The organism is Qipengyuania sphaerica (assembly GCF_019711595.1).
In the GTDB taxonomy this organism is placed as follows: Bacteria; Pseudomonadota; Alphaproteobacteria; order Sphingomonadales; family Sphingomonadaceae; genus Qipengyuania; species Qipengyuania sphaerica.
Genome location: NZ_JAIGNR010000005.1, coordinates 56,904 through 70,049, shown reverse-complemented (window position 1 = coordinate 70,049; position 13,146 = coordinate 56,904). Strand labels below are relative to the sequence as shown.

17 protein-coding genes and 1 tRNA gene are annotated in these 13,146 nt (G+C 62.7%); 8 read left to right on the top strand and 10 right to left on the bottom strand.

Annotation, left to right across the window (positions count from 1 at the left end; all coding sequences use genetic code 11):
* Nucleotides 1–12: 12 nt before the first annotated feature.
* From K3178_RS13690 to K3178_RS13680, 3 genes are read right to left on the bottom strand one after another with little or no spacing between them, the layout of a single operon-like run.
* A complete protein-coding gene (locus K3178_RS13690; RefSeq protein ID WP_221571974.1) occupies nt 13–315 on the bottom strand; it encodes a polyhydroxyalkanoic acid system family protein in 303 nt (100 codons plus the stop codon).
* Nucleotides 315–1,070 carry a hypothetical protein gene (locus tag K3178_RS13685; RefSeq protein WP_221571973.1) on the bottom strand — a complete coding sequence of 252 codons (756 nt, stop codon included), beginning with the start codon at nt 1,068–1,070 and terminating at the stop codon, nt 315–317. Before K3178_RS13685 ends, K3178_RS13690 begins: the two co-directional genes overlap by 1 nt.
* A 4-nt stretch (nt 1,071–1,074) precedes the next feature.
* Nucleotides 1,075–2,322, bottom strand: a complete 1,248-nt coding sequence (locus K3178_RS13680) for a toxic anion resistance protein (RefSeq protein ID WP_221571972.1) — start codon at nt 2,320–2,322, stop codon at nt 1,075–1,077.
* Nucleotides 2,323–2,501: 179 nt separating this feature from the next.
* Between K3178_RS13680 and K3178_RS13675 the strand changes: the two genes are divergently transcribed.
* A complete protein-coding gene (locus K3178_RS13675; RefSeq protein ID WP_221571971.1) occupies nt 2,502–3,503 on the top strand; it encodes a PAS domain-containing protein in 1,002 nt (333 codons plus the stop codon).
* 12 nt (nt 3,504–3,515) lie between these two features.
* Here the strand turns inward: K3178_RS13675 and K3178_RS13670 are convergent, their stop codons facing one another.
* Nucleotides 3,516–3,884 (bottom strand): response regulator, encoded by a 369-nt coding sequence (locus K3178_RS13670; RefSeq protein WP_221571970.1) that lies wholly within the window; start codon nt 3,882–3,884, stop codon nt 3,516–3,518.
* 167 nt (nt 3,885–4,051) lie between these two features.
* Nucleotides 4,052–5,791 carry a fatty acyl-AMP ligase gene (locus K3178_RS13665; protein ID WP_221571969.1) on the bottom strand — a complete coding sequence of 580 codons (1,740 nt, stop codon included), beginning with the start codon at nt 5,789–5,791 and terminating at the stop codon, nt 4,052–4,054.
* Between the two features lie 129 nt (nt 5,792–5,920).
* On the opposite strand from K3178_RS13665, the gene K3178_RS13660 reads away from it, so the two are divergent.
* Genes K3178_RS13660 through K3178_RS13645 form a run of 4 tightly spaced genes read left to right on the top strand, consistent with a single transcriptional unit; the run spans nt 5,921 to nt 7,868 of the window.
* Nucleotides 5,921–6,499 carry a regulatory protein RecX gene (locus K3178_RS13660; protein ID WP_221571968.1) on the top strand — a complete coding sequence of 193 codons (579 nt, stop codon included), beginning with the start codon at nt 5,921–5,923 and terminating at the stop codon, nt 6,497–6,499.
* A complete protein-coding gene (locus tag K3178_RS13655; protein ID WP_221571967.1) occupies nt 6,475–6,933 on the top strand; it encodes a DUF192 domain-containing protein in 459 nt (152 codons plus the stop codon). The genes K3178_RS13660 and K3178_RS13655 overlap by 25 nt, the downstream gene beginning before the upstream one ends.
* A 51-nt stretch (nt 6,934–6,984) precedes the next feature.
* On the top strand, nt 6,985–7,380 hold the full coding sequence (locus K3178_RS13650; RefSeq protein WP_221571966.1) for an NADH:ubiquinone oxidoreductase subunit NDUFA12: 396 nt from the start codon (nt 6,985–6,987) through the stop codon (nt 7,378–7,380).
* 2 nt (nt 7,381–7,382) lie between these two features.
* Nucleotides 7,383–7,868: a DUF2155 domain-containing protein gene (locus K3178_RS13645; RefSeq protein WP_247713813.1), complete on the top strand. Its 486-nt coding sequence runs from the start codon at nt 7,383–7,385 to the stop codon at nt 7,866–7,868.
* Here the strand turns inward: K3178_RS13645 and aat are convergent.
* Complete coding sequence (gene aat, locus K3178_RS13640) at nt 7,817–8,500, bottom strand: leucyl/phenylalanyl-tRNA--protein transferase (protein WP_221571965.1); 684 nt, start codon at nt 8,498–8,500, stop codon at nt 7,817–7,819. The two genes, K3178_RS13645 and aat, sit on opposite strands and share 52 nt — an antisense overlap.
* Nucleotides 8,501–8,589: 89 nt before the next feature.
* Between aat and K3178_RS13635 the strand changes: the two genes are divergently transcribed.
* Nucleotides 8,590–8,665, top strand: a tRNA-Trp gene (locus K3178_RS13635).
* Between the two features lie 52 nt (nt 8,666–8,717).
* On the top strand, nt 8,718–9,608 hold the full coding sequence (locus K3178_RS13630) for an LOG family protein (RefSeq protein ID WP_221571964.1): 891 nt from the start codon (nt 8,718–8,720) through the stop codon (nt 9,606–9,608).
* Here the strand turns inward: K3178_RS13630 and thiD are convergent.
* The 4 genes from thiD to glmM are packed head-to-tail and all read right to left on the bottom strand — an operon-like array spanning nt 9,605 to nt 12,348.
* Nucleotides 9,605–10,405: a bifunctional hydroxymethylpyrimidine kinase/phosphomethylpyrimidine kinase gene (thiD, locus tag K3178_RS13625; RefSeq protein ID WP_221571963.1), complete on the bottom strand. Its 801-nt coding sequence runs from the start codon at nt 10,403–10,405 to the stop codon at nt 9,605–9,607. The genes K3178_RS13630 and thiD overlap by 4 nt on opposite strands.
* Nucleotides 10,402–10,779, bottom strand: a complete 378-nt coding sequence (locus K3178_RS13620) for a hypothetical protein (protein ID WP_221571962.1) — start codon at nt 10,777–10,779, stop codon at nt 10,402–10,404. Before K3178_RS13620 ends, thiD begins: the two co-directional genes overlap by 4 nt.
* A gap of 7 nt (nt 10,780–10,786) precedes the next feature.
* Nucleotides 10,787–11,011 carry a DUF1272 domain-containing protein gene (locus K3178_RS13615; RefSeq protein WP_221571961.1) on the bottom strand — a complete coding sequence of 75 codons (225 nt, stop codon included), beginning with the start codon at nt 11,009–11,011 and terminating at the stop codon, nt 10,787–10,789.
* Nucleotides 11,011–12,348, bottom strand: a complete 1,338-nt coding sequence (gene glmM / locus K3178_RS13610) for a phosphoglucosamine mutase (RefSeq protein ID WP_221571960.1) — start codon at nt 12,346–12,348, stop codon at nt 11,011–11,013. Before glmM ends, K3178_RS13615 begins: the two co-directional genes overlap by 1 nt.
* A 173-nt stretch (nt 12,349–12,521) precedes the next feature.
* Between glmM and K3178_RS13605 the strand changes: the two genes are divergently transcribed.
* Nucleotides 12,522–13,133, top strand: coding sequence for a superoxide dismutase (locus K3178_RS13605; RefSeq protein WP_221571959.1), 612 nt, complete (start codon nt 12,522–12,524; stop codon nt 13,131–13,133).
* The last annotated feature ends 13 nt before the right edge of the window (nt 13,134–13,146 follow it).

The following is a 13,146-nucleotide window of genomic DNA, read 5'->3' as shown; positions in this document are numbered from 1 at the left end:
CCGGGGGGAGACCTATTTTTGCTCGAGCAGCTTCTGGCCCTTCTTGCGGATGGCCCCGGCAACGATCGGCTCAACGAAGGACAGCGCCGGCGGCAGGTCGATTTCGAAGACCACCTGCGTATCCTCGATCAACACCTGGGCACGGGTGACGTTGCCCATCGCCTTGATATCCAAGGCCATGCAGTCCTCGTTCGGCCAGCTCGTGGTGACGTCTGCCATCCCGCCCGGGATCGCGTCGCCGATCTCGTGGCTGCGTGCATGAAGGCGGCGGCGCACCTCCTCCTTGCCGAGATTATGCTGGAGGGGAACGCGCATCAGTCCTTATGCTCCAATTGGGGGCTGGTTTCGGCCCCGCTGCCGAACTTGTAGTCGAGATAGCGATGCTTGATCGCGAGGTCGTCGAGCGAGCCTTCGGCCAGCTGGCGGGTAATGGAATCGATCTCGCCGCTGATCTTGCCGAGGCTCTCGGTAAGTTGCTGGTCGGGTGTCGACCCGGCGCGCTCTTCGCTCCGCATATGCGCTGGGATCCGGCGATAGCTTTCGATCATCTCGGGCAGCTGTTCGCCGACGAGGCTGCGCACTTCGCGCGCCTTGGGATGGTTCTGGTCGACCCCTTCGAGCTGCAGGCCGAGCGCGTCGAGCTGTACGCCCATGTCGTTGACGATGCGCGCGGCCGGAGGGGGCAGGGAAGGGGCCTGGCTTTCAAGCCACAGCTCGGTGCGGCCTACCATCTGCTGGACATTGCCCTTGTTGATGTCTGCCCGCGCGGGAACCTTGACCTTCTGCGAGAGCACGCCGCCGAACAGCAGGACCATCACGAGGAAGGTGATCATGACGCCCCAGAAACCGATGCCGTTGAGGATCGCCCCGGCAACACCTGCCGCGATCAGGATGCCGACGAAGCCGATCGCCAGCTGGACCAGCTTCTTCGTCAGATGCTTGGACTTGAGGCTGGCGGAGCCTGCACCGATCGATCCCGCGCGGCGATGACGCCCGCCGGAACGGTTGTCGTCACGCACGCGGCGTGCGTCCTCGATTATCCGGTCGCTATCGCGGGTGAGTTCGCCCAAGGTCCTAGCCCTCGATGCTCAACAGGCCGCTTTCGGCAACCTGCTTCTGCGCCTGTGCCTGCCCTTCGGCGCGGGCGATATAGCCTTTCGACTTCTCGACTTCGTCGGACAGGACCGTGACGGTCTGCTTCATGCTTTCGAGCGCGCGGACCTTGAAGTCGTCGACCTCGTCCATCGTATCGTAGATATTCTGGAAGGCCCGCTGCAGCGTTTCCAAGGGGATCGTGCTGGCGGCGGCCTGCTCGTGGATCTTGCCGGTCTGCTCGCGCAGCATGGTGCTGGTGGAATCGATGATGCCCGACGTCGTCTCGTTGAGCGCGGTGATCTGGCCGAGCACGAGGCGCTGGTTGGTCATGGCCTCGGCGACGGTTACCGCCGTACGCAGCGCACCGACAGTGGTGGTGCTGGCGCGGTCCACACCCTTTACCAGCTCGACATTGTTCTTCTTGACCAGGTCGAGCGCGAGGTAGCCCTGCACGCTCACTGCCATCTGGGTGAGCAGGTCCTGCGTGCGCTGGCGGACATAGAAAAGCGCCGTCTCGCGCACCGCCTTGGCCTTGGCCGGATCGGTCGCGTCGAGTTCGGCGGCCTTTTCCTCCAGCTTGGCGTCGAGCGTGTTGGAGATGTGGATCATCTGCTCGAGGTTGCCCATCGCTTCCCACAGCTTCTGCCGTTCGACGTCGATCGCGGCATTGTCCATGATCAGCTCGTCCTTGCCGCTCGACAGGTTGAGCAGGATCGACTGGATATGCGTCTGCGCGCTCTGGTAGCTGCGGAAATAATTCGTCAGCTTGTTGCCGAAGGGAATGATGCCGAGGAACTTGCGCGTGCCCGAAAGCTTGCCGCGCTTGCCCGGATCGAGATCTTCGACGACGCGGCGCAGTTCGGCAAGGTTCGCGCCCACGCCTTCGTCCTTGTCCATCGCGCGCACCGGACGGTCGAGGAAGCGGTTGGACATGCCGGCCGCCGCCATGATTTCCTTGCGGCCCATGTTGGTCAGCTGGTCGACCTTCTTGCCGAATTCCGGCGAATTCGCATCCTGCGCGATCAGGTCGGCGACGAAGCTGTCGACCTTTGTTTCGAGCTTGCTCTTGACCTCTTCGGAGACCGGAACGAGGCCCGCAGCCTTCTCTGCCGAGATTGCCGGAACGGGATCGGGCGGGGTGAGGTCGAACTCGGGCGGAGCCGCCGTCGTGGTGGGAGCCGTTTTGGGCGCGCTGGCGGTGTCTGCCTGCGGTTTTGCATCACTCATGACGGGCGAAATCCTCCGTGTGAATCCTGTATCTGTATTAGGTAGCTAAGACGCGATCTTCAAGGCTCTCCGGAAGCTTCGCTTAAATGATTCGGAAATAAAGGTTTTTTGTGTTAGCAGAGTCGCAACGCGATGGGTCGCGTCAACGCGGACGGGGAATTCTGGTGTCCAGCGGATTTATGACACAATTGGCGGATGAATCGCAGGTCGTCCTCGCGGCGATCCTCGATCAGTCGCAGGATTGTATCCAGCTGCTCAGCCCGACCAGCGAACTCGAATATATGAATGCCCATGCGCGAGAGGCGCTTGAGGTCGATGATTTCGAGACTGTCGCCGGCAAGCCCTGGGTCGAATTCTGGCCCGATGACGCGCACAAGAAAGTGAAAACGGCATTCGACAAAGCGGTTCGCGGACAGCGTAGCCGGTTCGAAGCCTTCTGTCCGACCACGTCGGGCCACTCGCATTGGTGGGACGTAAGCGTCGCACCGGTCATGGATTCGTCTGGCGAGTTGGCCCATGTCCTCGTCACCATGCGCGACGTGACGGATTACATGAACCGTCGGCTCAGCGACCAGTTGCGCCGCGAGGAAGCCGAACGTGATGCGGATCTCGCAGAAAGCGTTGCCCGCGAGATGCGGCACCGGCTCAAGAACCAGTTGGCGGTCGTTGGCTCGGTTGCGAAACTGCTGGCGCGCCACACCGATACGGCGAAGGAATTGGTCGGCAAGCTCGAACAGAAGCTGCTCGCACTTGCCCGCGCACAGGATTTGCTCACCGTCCACCGCGATGAGCCGGTCACTGCGTTCGAAGCTCTTCGGCAAGTGCTCGGCGCAAGCGGCGCGGGGGATGCGATCGAATTGCTATCCATACCCGACGTACGCCTGGGCGACGATGCTGTGCAGCAACTGGCGCTGATCCTCGGCGAGTTGCAAACCAATGCGCTCAAATATGGTGCGCTTAGCAACGACAAGGGCAAGATCACCCTTTCGGGCCTGATGAAGGGCCGTTCTCTGTGCCTTCACTGGCACGAAGACATTGGCAAACCGCTTCCGCAACCCGAAAAACTTGGTTCGGGAATGCTGCTGGTCGAGAGGATCGGCTCGACCGGCGATGCACCGGCGAGTGTCGAATGGCACAAGAACGGGCCGTCGATCCGTTTCTATCTGCGCACGCTGGACTGACGGGAACAAACTTTAGGCCGCGACGGCCTCCGCCAGACTCTCGAGAATAAGATCGTTGGTGGCCGGCTTTTCCAAACAAAGCAATTTCTTGAACTCCGGCGGGAAGTCTCGCAGCGTGCATTCGGCACTTATGAAAATGACCGGCACTCCGAGTTGGCGAAGCTCGCCCGCCAATGGCCAGACCATTTCGTTTCCGAGATTGATGTCGAGCAACGCCGCATCGAGCGGCCCCTCGCGTGCAAGTTTGAGTCCGGAAGCAAGGTCGAAAGCCGGGCCCACGCTGTGAACTCCGACATCGGCCAGCAAGTCTTTTAAGTCATAGGCGAGGAGAGGGTTGTCCTCCACGATCAGAACCCGTTTCCCAGGCAGTTTCTTCATCATGGCAATAACGCGAAATAATTGGGCGACCCGCGTAGCATGATGACCAAACGTCAAGAAAATCGCGGAGTTCCGCCATTCTCGGACGAATTGAGCGGATTCCCGCGACGAATGGCGAAGGCGCTGATTTTGCTAAATGTTATAGTTGCCCCGCAGAAACAGTCCGCGCGTCAGGCAGCCATCTCCAACTCGATCGGCTGGATTTCGCCCGACAGGTAAAGCCGCTTTGCCTTGGCGCGGCTGAGCTTGCCCGAGCTGGTGCGCGGCAAGGTGCGCGGCGGTACGAGTTCGACCACACAGCTCATTCCGGTCACCCCGCGGACCTTGTCGGCGATCTGTTCGCGTAGCTTGATCCGCTCTTCGGGCTCGGAAACGCGGCAGTGGACGAGTACGGCAGGAGCCTCCTCGCCATCGGGCGTGTCGATCGAGAAGGCGGCGATGTCGCCGTGATTGAAGCCGGGCAGCTGCTCGACCGCCCATTCGATATCCTGCGGCCAGAGGTTCTTGCCGTTGATGATGATCATGTCCTTCGCCCGGCCGACGATGAACAGGTAGCCATCGGCGAGATAGCCCATGTCGCCCGTATCGAGCCAGCCGTCTACCAGGCAATCGCTGGTGGCTTCCTCGTTACGGAAATAGGAGTGCATCACGCTCTTGCCGCGGCACCAGACCTTGCCGATCTGGTGGTCGCCGCGAATGTCGCCGTTCTCGCCGCGGATTTCCACTTCCATGCCCGGGAGCGCCTTGCCGCAGTTGACGATGGCGCGGTAGCGGGCAGGTTTCGACAGGTCGCGCGGACGGCCCGAAAGGCGCTCTTCCTCGACCAGTTCGACACGGATGCCTTCGCCCGGGGGCATGACGGTGACCGCCAGCGTCGCTTCGGCGAGGCCGTAGCTGGGGGTGAAGGCCGATGCCTTGAATCCCGCTTCGGCAAAGGCGTTGACGAAATTCTGCATCACGTCGGGGCGGATCATGTCCGCGCCATTGCCCGCAGTGCGCCAGCGCGAGAGGTCGAAGCGTTCCGACACATGGCTCTGGCTGGAAATGCGGCGTGCGCAAATATCGTAGCCGAAAGTCGGCGAATAGCTGAGCGTGTTGCCCTGGTTGCGGCTGATGAGGTCGAGCCATGCGAGTGGGCGACGCGCGAAATGTTCGGTCTTGATGTAATCGACCGAAGCCTGGTTCGCGATCGGCGAGAGGAAGCAGCCGACGAGGCCCATGTCATGGTACCACGGCAGCCAGCTGACCACGCGGTCGTTTTCACCGAGGTCCACGCCTGTGGAATGGCCGAAAAGGTTATGCAGCAGCGCCTCGTGGGTCACCGCGACGCCGGTCGGGAAGCGGGTCGAGCCGCTGGAATATTGCAGATAGCTGATATCGTCGGGGCTGGCTTCGGGAAGCTCGCACTGCGGCCCATCGCGCTGCGCAAAAACATCCCAGCTTTCGCCGTCGCAGCCCTGGTTGTCGGCCGCGGCCTTGGCCATCTCGGCGATGTCGGGCGGATAGATGAGGATCTTCGGATCGCTGCTGGCCAGCTGGACCTTGAGCTGGTCGATATAGCTGTCCTTGCCGCCGAAAGTGGTCGGCAGCGGCAGCGGCACGGGCCACGCGCCGGCATAGATGCAGGCGCAGAACAATGCGGCGAACTCGGGGCTGGTTTCGGCGACCAGCGCGACGCGGTCATCCTTCCCGATGCCATAGGCCTTCATGACATAGGCCAGCTTCAGCGCATCCTCGCGCATTTCGGAGAAAGGATAGGCGCGTTCGAGATTGCCGCGCATGTCGTGAAAATTGAGGCCCTTTTCGCTCTTGGCGGCGTAATCGATGGCCTCGTTGAAGGTCGCGAAATCGCTCCTGCGGCGTGGCAGGCTGCAATCATTCGGCGTCGGCGTCAAAACGGCGTCGGTCATATTTATCTTGTGAACCTTTTGAAAACAGTGCCTTGTAGGCGACCCTCAAGCGAATTTAGGCTGCCCTCCCAATGGCAGCTCGTCTTCAATCTTTCCCATTCGTCAAGGTTTGTGGCACGAATATGGCCGATGGCTGATGGTCATGCAACAGGAAGGCGCACTCGTCGCACGCCCAAACCGCTCGACCGCACGCGGCTGAACGACCTCGCGCTGCATTATGTCGCGCGGTTCGCGACCTCGTCCGGCAAGCTCGAATTCTACCTGAAACGCAAGCTGCGCGAACGCGGCTGGGATGGCGAAGGGGAGCCCGATATCGGCGGTCTGGTCCAGCGCTTTGCCGAGAAGAATTACGTCGATGACGAGGCTTATGCCCGCATGAAGACAGGCGGCCTGCTCGCGCGGGGCTATGGCGCGCGCCGGGTCGAGGAGAAGCTGCGCGCCGATGGGCTTGGGGAGGGCGTGCGTGCTGCCAATGCGCCGGACGAGGCGGAGGCGCGCGAGGCGCTGTTCGCCTACGTGAGGCGGCGGCGCTTCGGCCCCTTCAGGATTGCGCCCGTGGGCGAGGGTCCCGAAGCGGCACACAAGGCCCGCGAAAAGCAGCTTGCCGCAATCCTGCGCGCGGGCCATTCCTTCGATCACGCCCGCCGCGCGGTCGAGGCAAATAGCGAAAGGGAGCTGGAAGAATGGGTCGCAGAAGCTCTGGATTGATTGCGGCACTCGCCGCGCTGGCCTTGGCAGGCTGCGACGCCCAATCCGCTCCAACATCGGAATCCGGTCTTGAGACGACGCAGGTTACCGTGGTTTCGAAGAGCGGCTCGCACGTCCTCGATGCCGAAGTCGCCGATACGAAAGAGGCGCAGGCGAAGGGCCTCGAAGGTCGCGACGGCCTGGGGCCGAACGAGGCAATGCTGTTTCCCAATAGCGAGCAGACCGCACAGGTTTTCTGGACCAAGGATTCGACCTTTCCGGTCGACATCGTCTTCATCGGTGTCGATGGCCGGGTCTCCAACATCGTCGCCATGGCCGAGCCCAATTCGCCCAAGCAGTATTTCTCGGTCGGATCGAGCAGCGCCACGCTGGAGATGGCCGGCGGGCGCGCGGCCGAGCTCGGGATCGAGCCGGGCGACCAGGTGAGTTGGTAGGCGCGCAACAGGTGCTTGGCGCGCGCGCACGAATCCGCTAGGCGCGCCGCCATGAGTCTTCTCGGCAAAATCTTCACATGGTGGGACGGTGCGACCATCGGGACGCACCTCTGGAGCTGGCGCAACGGCGAACAGGTCGGCACCGATGCACAGGGCAATGCCTATTTCCGCTCCAAGCCCAAGAAAGGCCAGCGCGAACGCCGCTGGGTGATCTACGAAGGCGTCAACGATGCGAGCCGCGTGCCGAGCGAATGGCACGGCTGGCTGCACGGAGCCTTCGACGACGTGCCCGAGAGCAATCTTCCGCCCGCTCGCATCTGGGAAGCCGACTATACGCCCAACGCAACGGGCACCGGCACCGCCTACCGCCCTCAGGGTGCGCTGGAGCGGGGCGGCAAGCGCGCTGCTGCGGTGGGCGATTACGAAGCCTGGTCGCCGGACGCCTGACGATGAGCCGGGCGGTCGCGCTGCTGTTTCCACTGGCGATGCTGGCCGCCTGTTCGGACGATCCGCCCGCGCCCGAAGCGGTCGAGACCGAAATTCCCGAAGAGCTGCAGGATGTCGAACTGCCCGAGGTGGTTGCCGAAGACGCAGGGATCGGCACACCGATGGAAGAGCGCGTCGCCACGATCGGCCTTTTGAACAAGCGCAACAATCTCAGCCAGGACCTCGAGCTGAAGCCTGGCGAACAGCAACGCGTCGGCGATGTCATCGTCCGCCTGCGTGCCTGCGAGCGGACCGCACCGTGGGAATTTGAAAAGGACGAGGGCGCCTTCGTCCAGGTCCTCGTGCGCGAGCGCGGGAGCGAAAGCGATTTCCGCCGCGTTTTCTCGGGCTGGCTGTTCAAGAACAAGCCCTCGATCAACGTGGTCGAGCACCCGATCTACGACGTCTGGGTCAAATCCTGCGCGATGGAATTCCCGGGCGAAGAGTGAGCATTGGCTGCGGCCACTGCTTGCGGGATGGTCGCTGACGGCTGGCCTTGAGCCGCGAACAGTTTCTCCAGATAGGCCGCCTGCGGCATCGCCACCGCGCCCATGCTGGCGAGGTGTTCGGTCATGAACTGGCAGTCGAGCAGCACGTAGCCCGCATTGCGCATCGCGGCGACCAGCCATGCGAGCGCGACCTTGCTGGCATTGGTGGCGCGGCTGAACATGCTTTCGCCGCAGAAAACGCGGTCGAAGGCCACGCCGTAGAGCCCGCCGACCAGTTCCTCGCCGAGCCAGACCTCGATCGAATGCGCATGCCCTGCGCGATGCAGCGCGATGTAGCTCGCCTCGATCTGGTGGCTGATCCAGCTTTCGGCCAGTTCCTCGCGCGGCTGGGCGCAGGCGGCGATGACGCTCGCGAAATCTTCGTCGCAGCTGACGCGGAAGCGATCCTGCCTGATGACCTTCCGCAAGGATTTCGAGACGTGCAGCCCGCCCAGCGGGATGATCGCCCGCTCGCGCGGCTCCACCCAATAGACCTCGCGGTCGTTGCGGTGATCGGCCATGGGAAAGACCCCGCTGCGATAGGCGCGCAGCAGCAGCTCGACCGGGATCGTATCTGGCACGGGGGCATGCATGGCGCGCATCCTATCAGTTTGCGCAATCAGGCGCGATACGCCGCTTGCCATTCTGCCCCGCCCATACTAATGCGCCGCTTCCTAGCTGCAGGGGTGTAGCTCAGCTGGTAGAGCATCGGTCTCCAAAACCGAGGGCCACGGGTTCGAATCCTGTCACCCCTGCCATTTTCTCCTTACCGACTTGTCGCTGACGCATGGCCGCTCTATCGCGCGTGCCATGACAGAAGAAGAAAAGAAAAAGCGCGATCTCAAGGATCGCAAGTTCTACCCGGCCGAAAAAGAGGCCGAATTCGAAAAGAAGGGCCTTGAGGTCCACACGCCGCAAACGGCGCATCCTTCCTACAAGTTGGCGTTCCAGGACAAGGAATTCCTCCTGCGCGAGGAATTGCGTCCGGTGCGTTTCCAGCTCGAGCTGCTGAAGCCCGAAATGATCCTCGACGAGGCCGGGGTGGGTTCCACCATGGTGATGTACGGCAGCGCGCGAATTCCCCCGCCCGAAGCCGCCGAAGAGGCGCTGGCGGGTGCGAAGGACCTGCCTGACGAGGATCGCAAGGTCGTAGAAAGCCTTGTCGCCAAGAGCAAATATTACGGCGAGGCGCGCAAGCTGGCGCGCATGGTCACCGAGAAATCGATCATCGAGGATGGCAAGCGCCAGTTCGTGGTGTGCTCGGGCGGCGGCCCTTCGATCATGGAAGCGGCCAATCGCGGCGCGAGCGATGCGGGCGGCGAGAGCATCGGGCTCAACATCATCCTGCCGCACGAGCAGGCTCCCAACCAGTATGTGACGCCCTACCTCAGCCTCAACTTCCACTATTTCGCGCTGCGCAAGATGCACTTCCTGCTGCGCGCCAAGGCAGTGGCGGTGTTCCCCGGCGGTTTCGGTACGTTCGACGAATTCTTCGAGCTGCTCACGCTGATCCAGACGGGCAAGATGAAGCCCATGCCGATCCTGCTGTTCGGCAAGGACTTCTGGACCCGCGTGATCAACTTCGAGGCGATTGCCGAGGAAGGCACGATCTCGAAGAAGGATCTCGACCTGTTCCGCTGGGTCGAGACCGCCGACGAAGCCTGGGAAAAGATCGCCGGCTTCTACGACCTCGACCGCTAGTCTTCGAACAGCTTCCTGACGGCGTGATGGCCGAGCGGGCCGCTGCCTTCGCCAAAACCCGGTGCCTGCTCGATGGCGGCCCGGGTAAAGGCGCGGGCGATGCGGATCGCGTGGGTCAAAGGCTGGCCATGCGCGAGCATGGTGGCAAGCGCCGCGGATAGCGTGCAGCCGGTGCCATGCGTGTGGCGCGTTTCGATCCGCTGGTGGCCGAAACTGGCGATCTTGCCGCTGGAAGAGACCACGTAGTCGATTACCTGGTCGCCTTCGCCATGGCCGCCCTTGGCGAGCACGATGGTGTCCTGAGCATCGGCCAGCTCGGTCGCTGCATCGAAGACATCCTCTTCGGCGATTTCATCCCGCCCGGTGAGCGCGGCGAGTTCGGGCAGGTTCGGTGTGACGATCGTGGCGATCTGCATCAGCGCGGCGAAGGCTCCGATGGTGGCCTCGTCCGCCAGCACCGAGCCGCTGGTCGCGACCATGACCGGATCGAAGACGATTGCGCCTGGAAAGGTATCGAGCCGCTCGGCCAGTCGCATGGCGATCTCGGGCGAGCCGAGCATGCCGATCTTGATGGCGTCTGCCCCGATGTCGGTGAGGCAGCTTTCGACCTGGTCCATCACGAGATCGGGATGCATGGTTTCGATCCCCTGCACCCCGCACGTGTTCTGCGCGGTGACGGCAGTGATGGCAGTCATCGCATAGCCGCCGAGCATCGTGATGGTCTTTATGTCGGCCTGTATACCCGCGCCGCCCGACGAATCGGATCCGGCGACGGACAGTATGCGGGGGGCGGTCAAAGGCCTTCTCCGTCGGTCATATTGCGAATGCGCTGGTCGTAGGTATCGGGCTCCGGGCCTTTCAGCTTGCGGATCACGAGGGGCAGCCAGACCACGACAAACAGCACCATGAGATAAAGCGGGACAGCTGCCCGCGTGAATTCGCCGCTGCGCACGATCACGTCAGACGCCCCGCCCCGGCAATAGAGCGAACGGCCAGTCTCCGGATAAGGCGCAGCGTCCAGCACAAGACTGGCACCCTCCTCGCAGAGCCTCGGCTCGAGCGCGGGGAAGGTGAGCGGAAGGGCGAAGATCATGATGAGCGGCGCGATGACCGCCCCGAGGAATAAGGTCAGCACGGTGATGCCGAGAATGGATCGCAAGGCGCCTTGCATCGACCGCTCAGCCCTTGAACTTGCGCTCTGTACTCGGCGGGAATTTCTCCTGCAGCTTCTTCGCGCGGGTCGGGCGGTCCATCAGCTCGCCGCTGCAATTGGGGCAGAGATCGTCGAGATCGTCGGCGCAATCGGCGCAATAAGTGCATTCGAAGCTGCAGATGAAGGCGCCGGGGTTCTCGGCCGGAAGGTCCATGCCGCAGCGTTCGCAATCGGGGCGCATTTCGAGCATCAGGCAGCATCCCTTACGGCATCGCAAATCCGGTCGACCACGGCTTCGACCTGCGCGGCATCGTCGCCTTCGGCCATGACGCGGATCACCGGTTCGGTGCCCGAGGGACGGATGACGAGGCGGCCCTTGCCTTCGAGTTCTTTCTCCGCATCGGCGATGACCGATTTCACGCTGTCCGCTTCCAGCGGCTTGCCGCCCGAATAGCGCACGTTCTTGAGCAGCTGCGGCACGGGGTCGAAGACGTGGAGCAATTCGCTCGCCGGCTTGCCCGAGCGCACGAGGCTGGCGAGCACGCGCAGTGCGGCCACCGTGCCATCGCCCGTGGTGCCGTGGTCGGTCAGGATCATGTGGCCCGACTGCTCGCCGCCGACATTGAAGCCGCCTTCGCGCATGCGTTCGAGCACGTAGCGGTCACCGACCTTGGTGCGCTCGAGCGTCAGGCCGATGCCCTCAAGATAGCGTTCGAGGCCGAGATTGCTCATCACGGTCGCCACGACGCCGCCGCCAGTGAGGTCCCCGCGATCCTTCAGCCGCGAGGCGATAAGGCCCATGATCTGGTCGCCATCGACCGTCTCGCCCTTCTCGTCGATCACGATCAGCCGGTCGGCGTCGCCATCGAGCGCGATGCCGATATGCGCGCCTTCTTCCAGCACGCGCGCCTTGATCGCGGCGAGCGAGGTCGAGCCGACATCGCGGTTGATATTGGTGCCATTGGGTTCGACCCCCATGGCGATCACTTCCGCGCCCAGTTCCCAGATCGCCGAAGGCGCAACCTTGTAGGCCGCACCATTCGCGCAATCGACCACCACCTTGAGCCCGTCGAAGCGGATGTCGCTTGCCACCGACTGCTTGACCGCATGGATATAGCGCCCGCTGGCATCGTCGATCCGGCGCGCGCGGCCGATTCGCTCGGGGCTGACAAGCAGCGGCTCCTGCCCCATCAGCGTCTCGATGGCGAGTTCGGCATCGTCGGAAAGTTTGTAGCCATCGGGGCCGAACAGCTTGATGCCGTTATCCTCGAACGGATTGTGGCTCGCTGAAATCATCACGCCGAGATCGGCGCGCATCTCGCGCGTGAGGAGGGCGATGGCCGGGGTGGGCAGGGGACCTGTCATGGTCACATCCATGCCCACGCTGGTGAAGCCCGCCACCAGCGCGCTTTCGACCATATAGCCCGAAAGCCGCGTGTCCTTGCCAATCACCACGCGGTGCTTGTGTCCGCCGCGCAGGAAGTGCGTGCCCGCCGCCTGGCCGACTTTCATCGCGATTTCGGCCGTCATCACGCCCTCGTTGGTGCGTCCGCGAATGCCGTCGGTGCCGAAGAACTTGCGCGCCATCTATATCTTTCCCGTTATCCCTCCGCCCCCCTTTGGCGCGTTCGGGCCGAGAAGAAAAGACCACTCACCCCCCTTTCCGTTCCGTTCGTCCGGGCCTAGTGCAACCTCGAACGCATCCGTGCGTTAGGGTCGCAGAAGAGTTTTACACACGTACCAAAAAGGGGAACCACTCCATGGCCTTCGAGCTGATCGACCTTCCTTACGACGACACTGCGCTGGAACCTGCCGTTTCGGCAAAGACGCTGAGCTATCACCACGGCAAGCACCATAAGGCCTATATCGACAAGACCAACGCAGCGATCGAAGGCGGCGACCTTGCGGGCAAAACGCTGGAAGAAGTCATCGCTGCGGCGCGCGGCAGCGATCAGGGCCTGTTCAACAATTCGGCCCAGAGCTGGAACCACGGCTTTTACTGGCATTCAATGGCCGCCGAGGAAACCAACGCTTCGGACGAGCTCAAGAGCATGATCGAGACGACCTTCGGTTCGGTCGATGCGCTCAAGGACAAGCTGAAGGAAAAGGGCGCAGGTCACTTTGCCAGCGGCTGGGTCTGGCTTGCGGTGAAGAACGGAGGGCTGACCATCGAGGAAACCCACGATGGCGACACGCTGGCCGATCAGGACGGCGTAAACCCCCTGATGGTGATCGACCTCTGGGAGCACGCCTATTACCTCGACCACCAGAACGCGCGTCCCGAATACCTCAACGCGGTGAGCGGCAAGCTCAACTGGAAGTTCGCGAGCGAAAACCTCGCACGCGGTACGACCTGGCAGTATCCCTGCTGATCCCAAGCCGGGT

What these genes read in the sequence shown, in the direction of transcription:
- K3178_RS13690 (WP_221571974.1), bottom strand. Translation starts at nt 315, where the DNA reads ATGCGCGTTCCCCTCCAGCATAATCTCGGCAAGGAGGAGGTGCGCCGC.
- K3178_RS13680 (WP_221571972.1), bottom strand. Translation starts at nt 2,322, where the DNA reads ATGAGTGATGCAAAACCGCAGGCAGACACCGCCAGCGCGCCCAAAACG.
- K3178_RS13675 (WP_221571971.1), top strand. Translation starts at nt 2,502, where the DNA reads ATGACACAATTGGCGGATGAATCGCAGGTCGTCCTCGCGGCGATCCTC.
- K3178_RS13670 (WP_221571970.1), bottom strand. Translation starts at nt 3,884, where the DNA reads ATGATGAAGAAACTGCCTGGGAAACGGGTTCTGATCGTGGAGGACAAC.
- K3178_RS13665 (WP_221571969.1), bottom strand. Translation starts at nt 5,791, where the DNA reads ATGACCGACGCCGTTTTGACGCCGACGCCGAATGATTGCAGCCTGCCA.
- K3178_RS13660 (WP_221571968.1), top strand. Translation starts at nt 5,921, where the DNA reads ATGGCTGATGGTCATGCAACAGGAAGGCGCACTCGTCGCACGCCCAAA.
- K3178_RS13655 (WP_221571967.1), top strand. Translation starts at nt 6,475, where the DNA reads ATGGGTCGCAGAAGCTCTGGATTGATTGCGGCACTCGCCGCGCTGGCC.
- K3178_RS13650 (WP_221571966.1), top strand. Translation starts at nt 6,985, where the DNA reads ATGAGTCTTCTCGGCAAAATCTTCACATGGTGGGACGGTGCGACCATC.
- K3178_RS13645 (WP_247713813.1), top strand. Translation starts at nt 7,383, where the DNA reads ATGAGCCGGGCGGTCGCGCTGCTGTTTCCACTGGCGATGCTGGCCGCC.
- aat (WP_221571965.1), bottom strand. Translation starts at nt 8,500, where the DNA reads ATGCATGCCCCCGTGCCAGATACGATCCCGGTCGAGCTGCTGCTGCGC.
- K3178_RS13630 (WP_221571964.1), top strand. Translation starts at nt 8,718, where the DNA reads ATGACAGAAGAAGAAAAGAAAAAGCGCGATCTCAAGGATCGCAAGTTC.
- K3178_RS13620 (WP_221571962.1), bottom strand. Translation starts at nt 10,779, where the DNA reads ATGCAAGGCGCCTTGCGATCCATTCTCGGCATCACCGTGCTGACCTTA.
- K3178_RS13615 (WP_221571961.1), bottom strand. Translation starts at nt 11,011, where the DNA reads ATGCTCGAAATGCGCCCCGATTGCGAACGCTGCGGCATGGACCTTCCG.
- glmM (WP_221571960.1), bottom strand. Translation starts at nt 12,348, where the DNA reads ATGGCGCGCAAGTTCTTCGGCACCGACGGCATTCGCGGACGCACCAAC.
- K3178_RS13605 (WP_221571959.1), top strand. Translation starts at nt 12,522, where the DNA reads ATGGCCTTCGAGCTGATCGACCTTCCTTACGACGACACTGCGCTGGAA.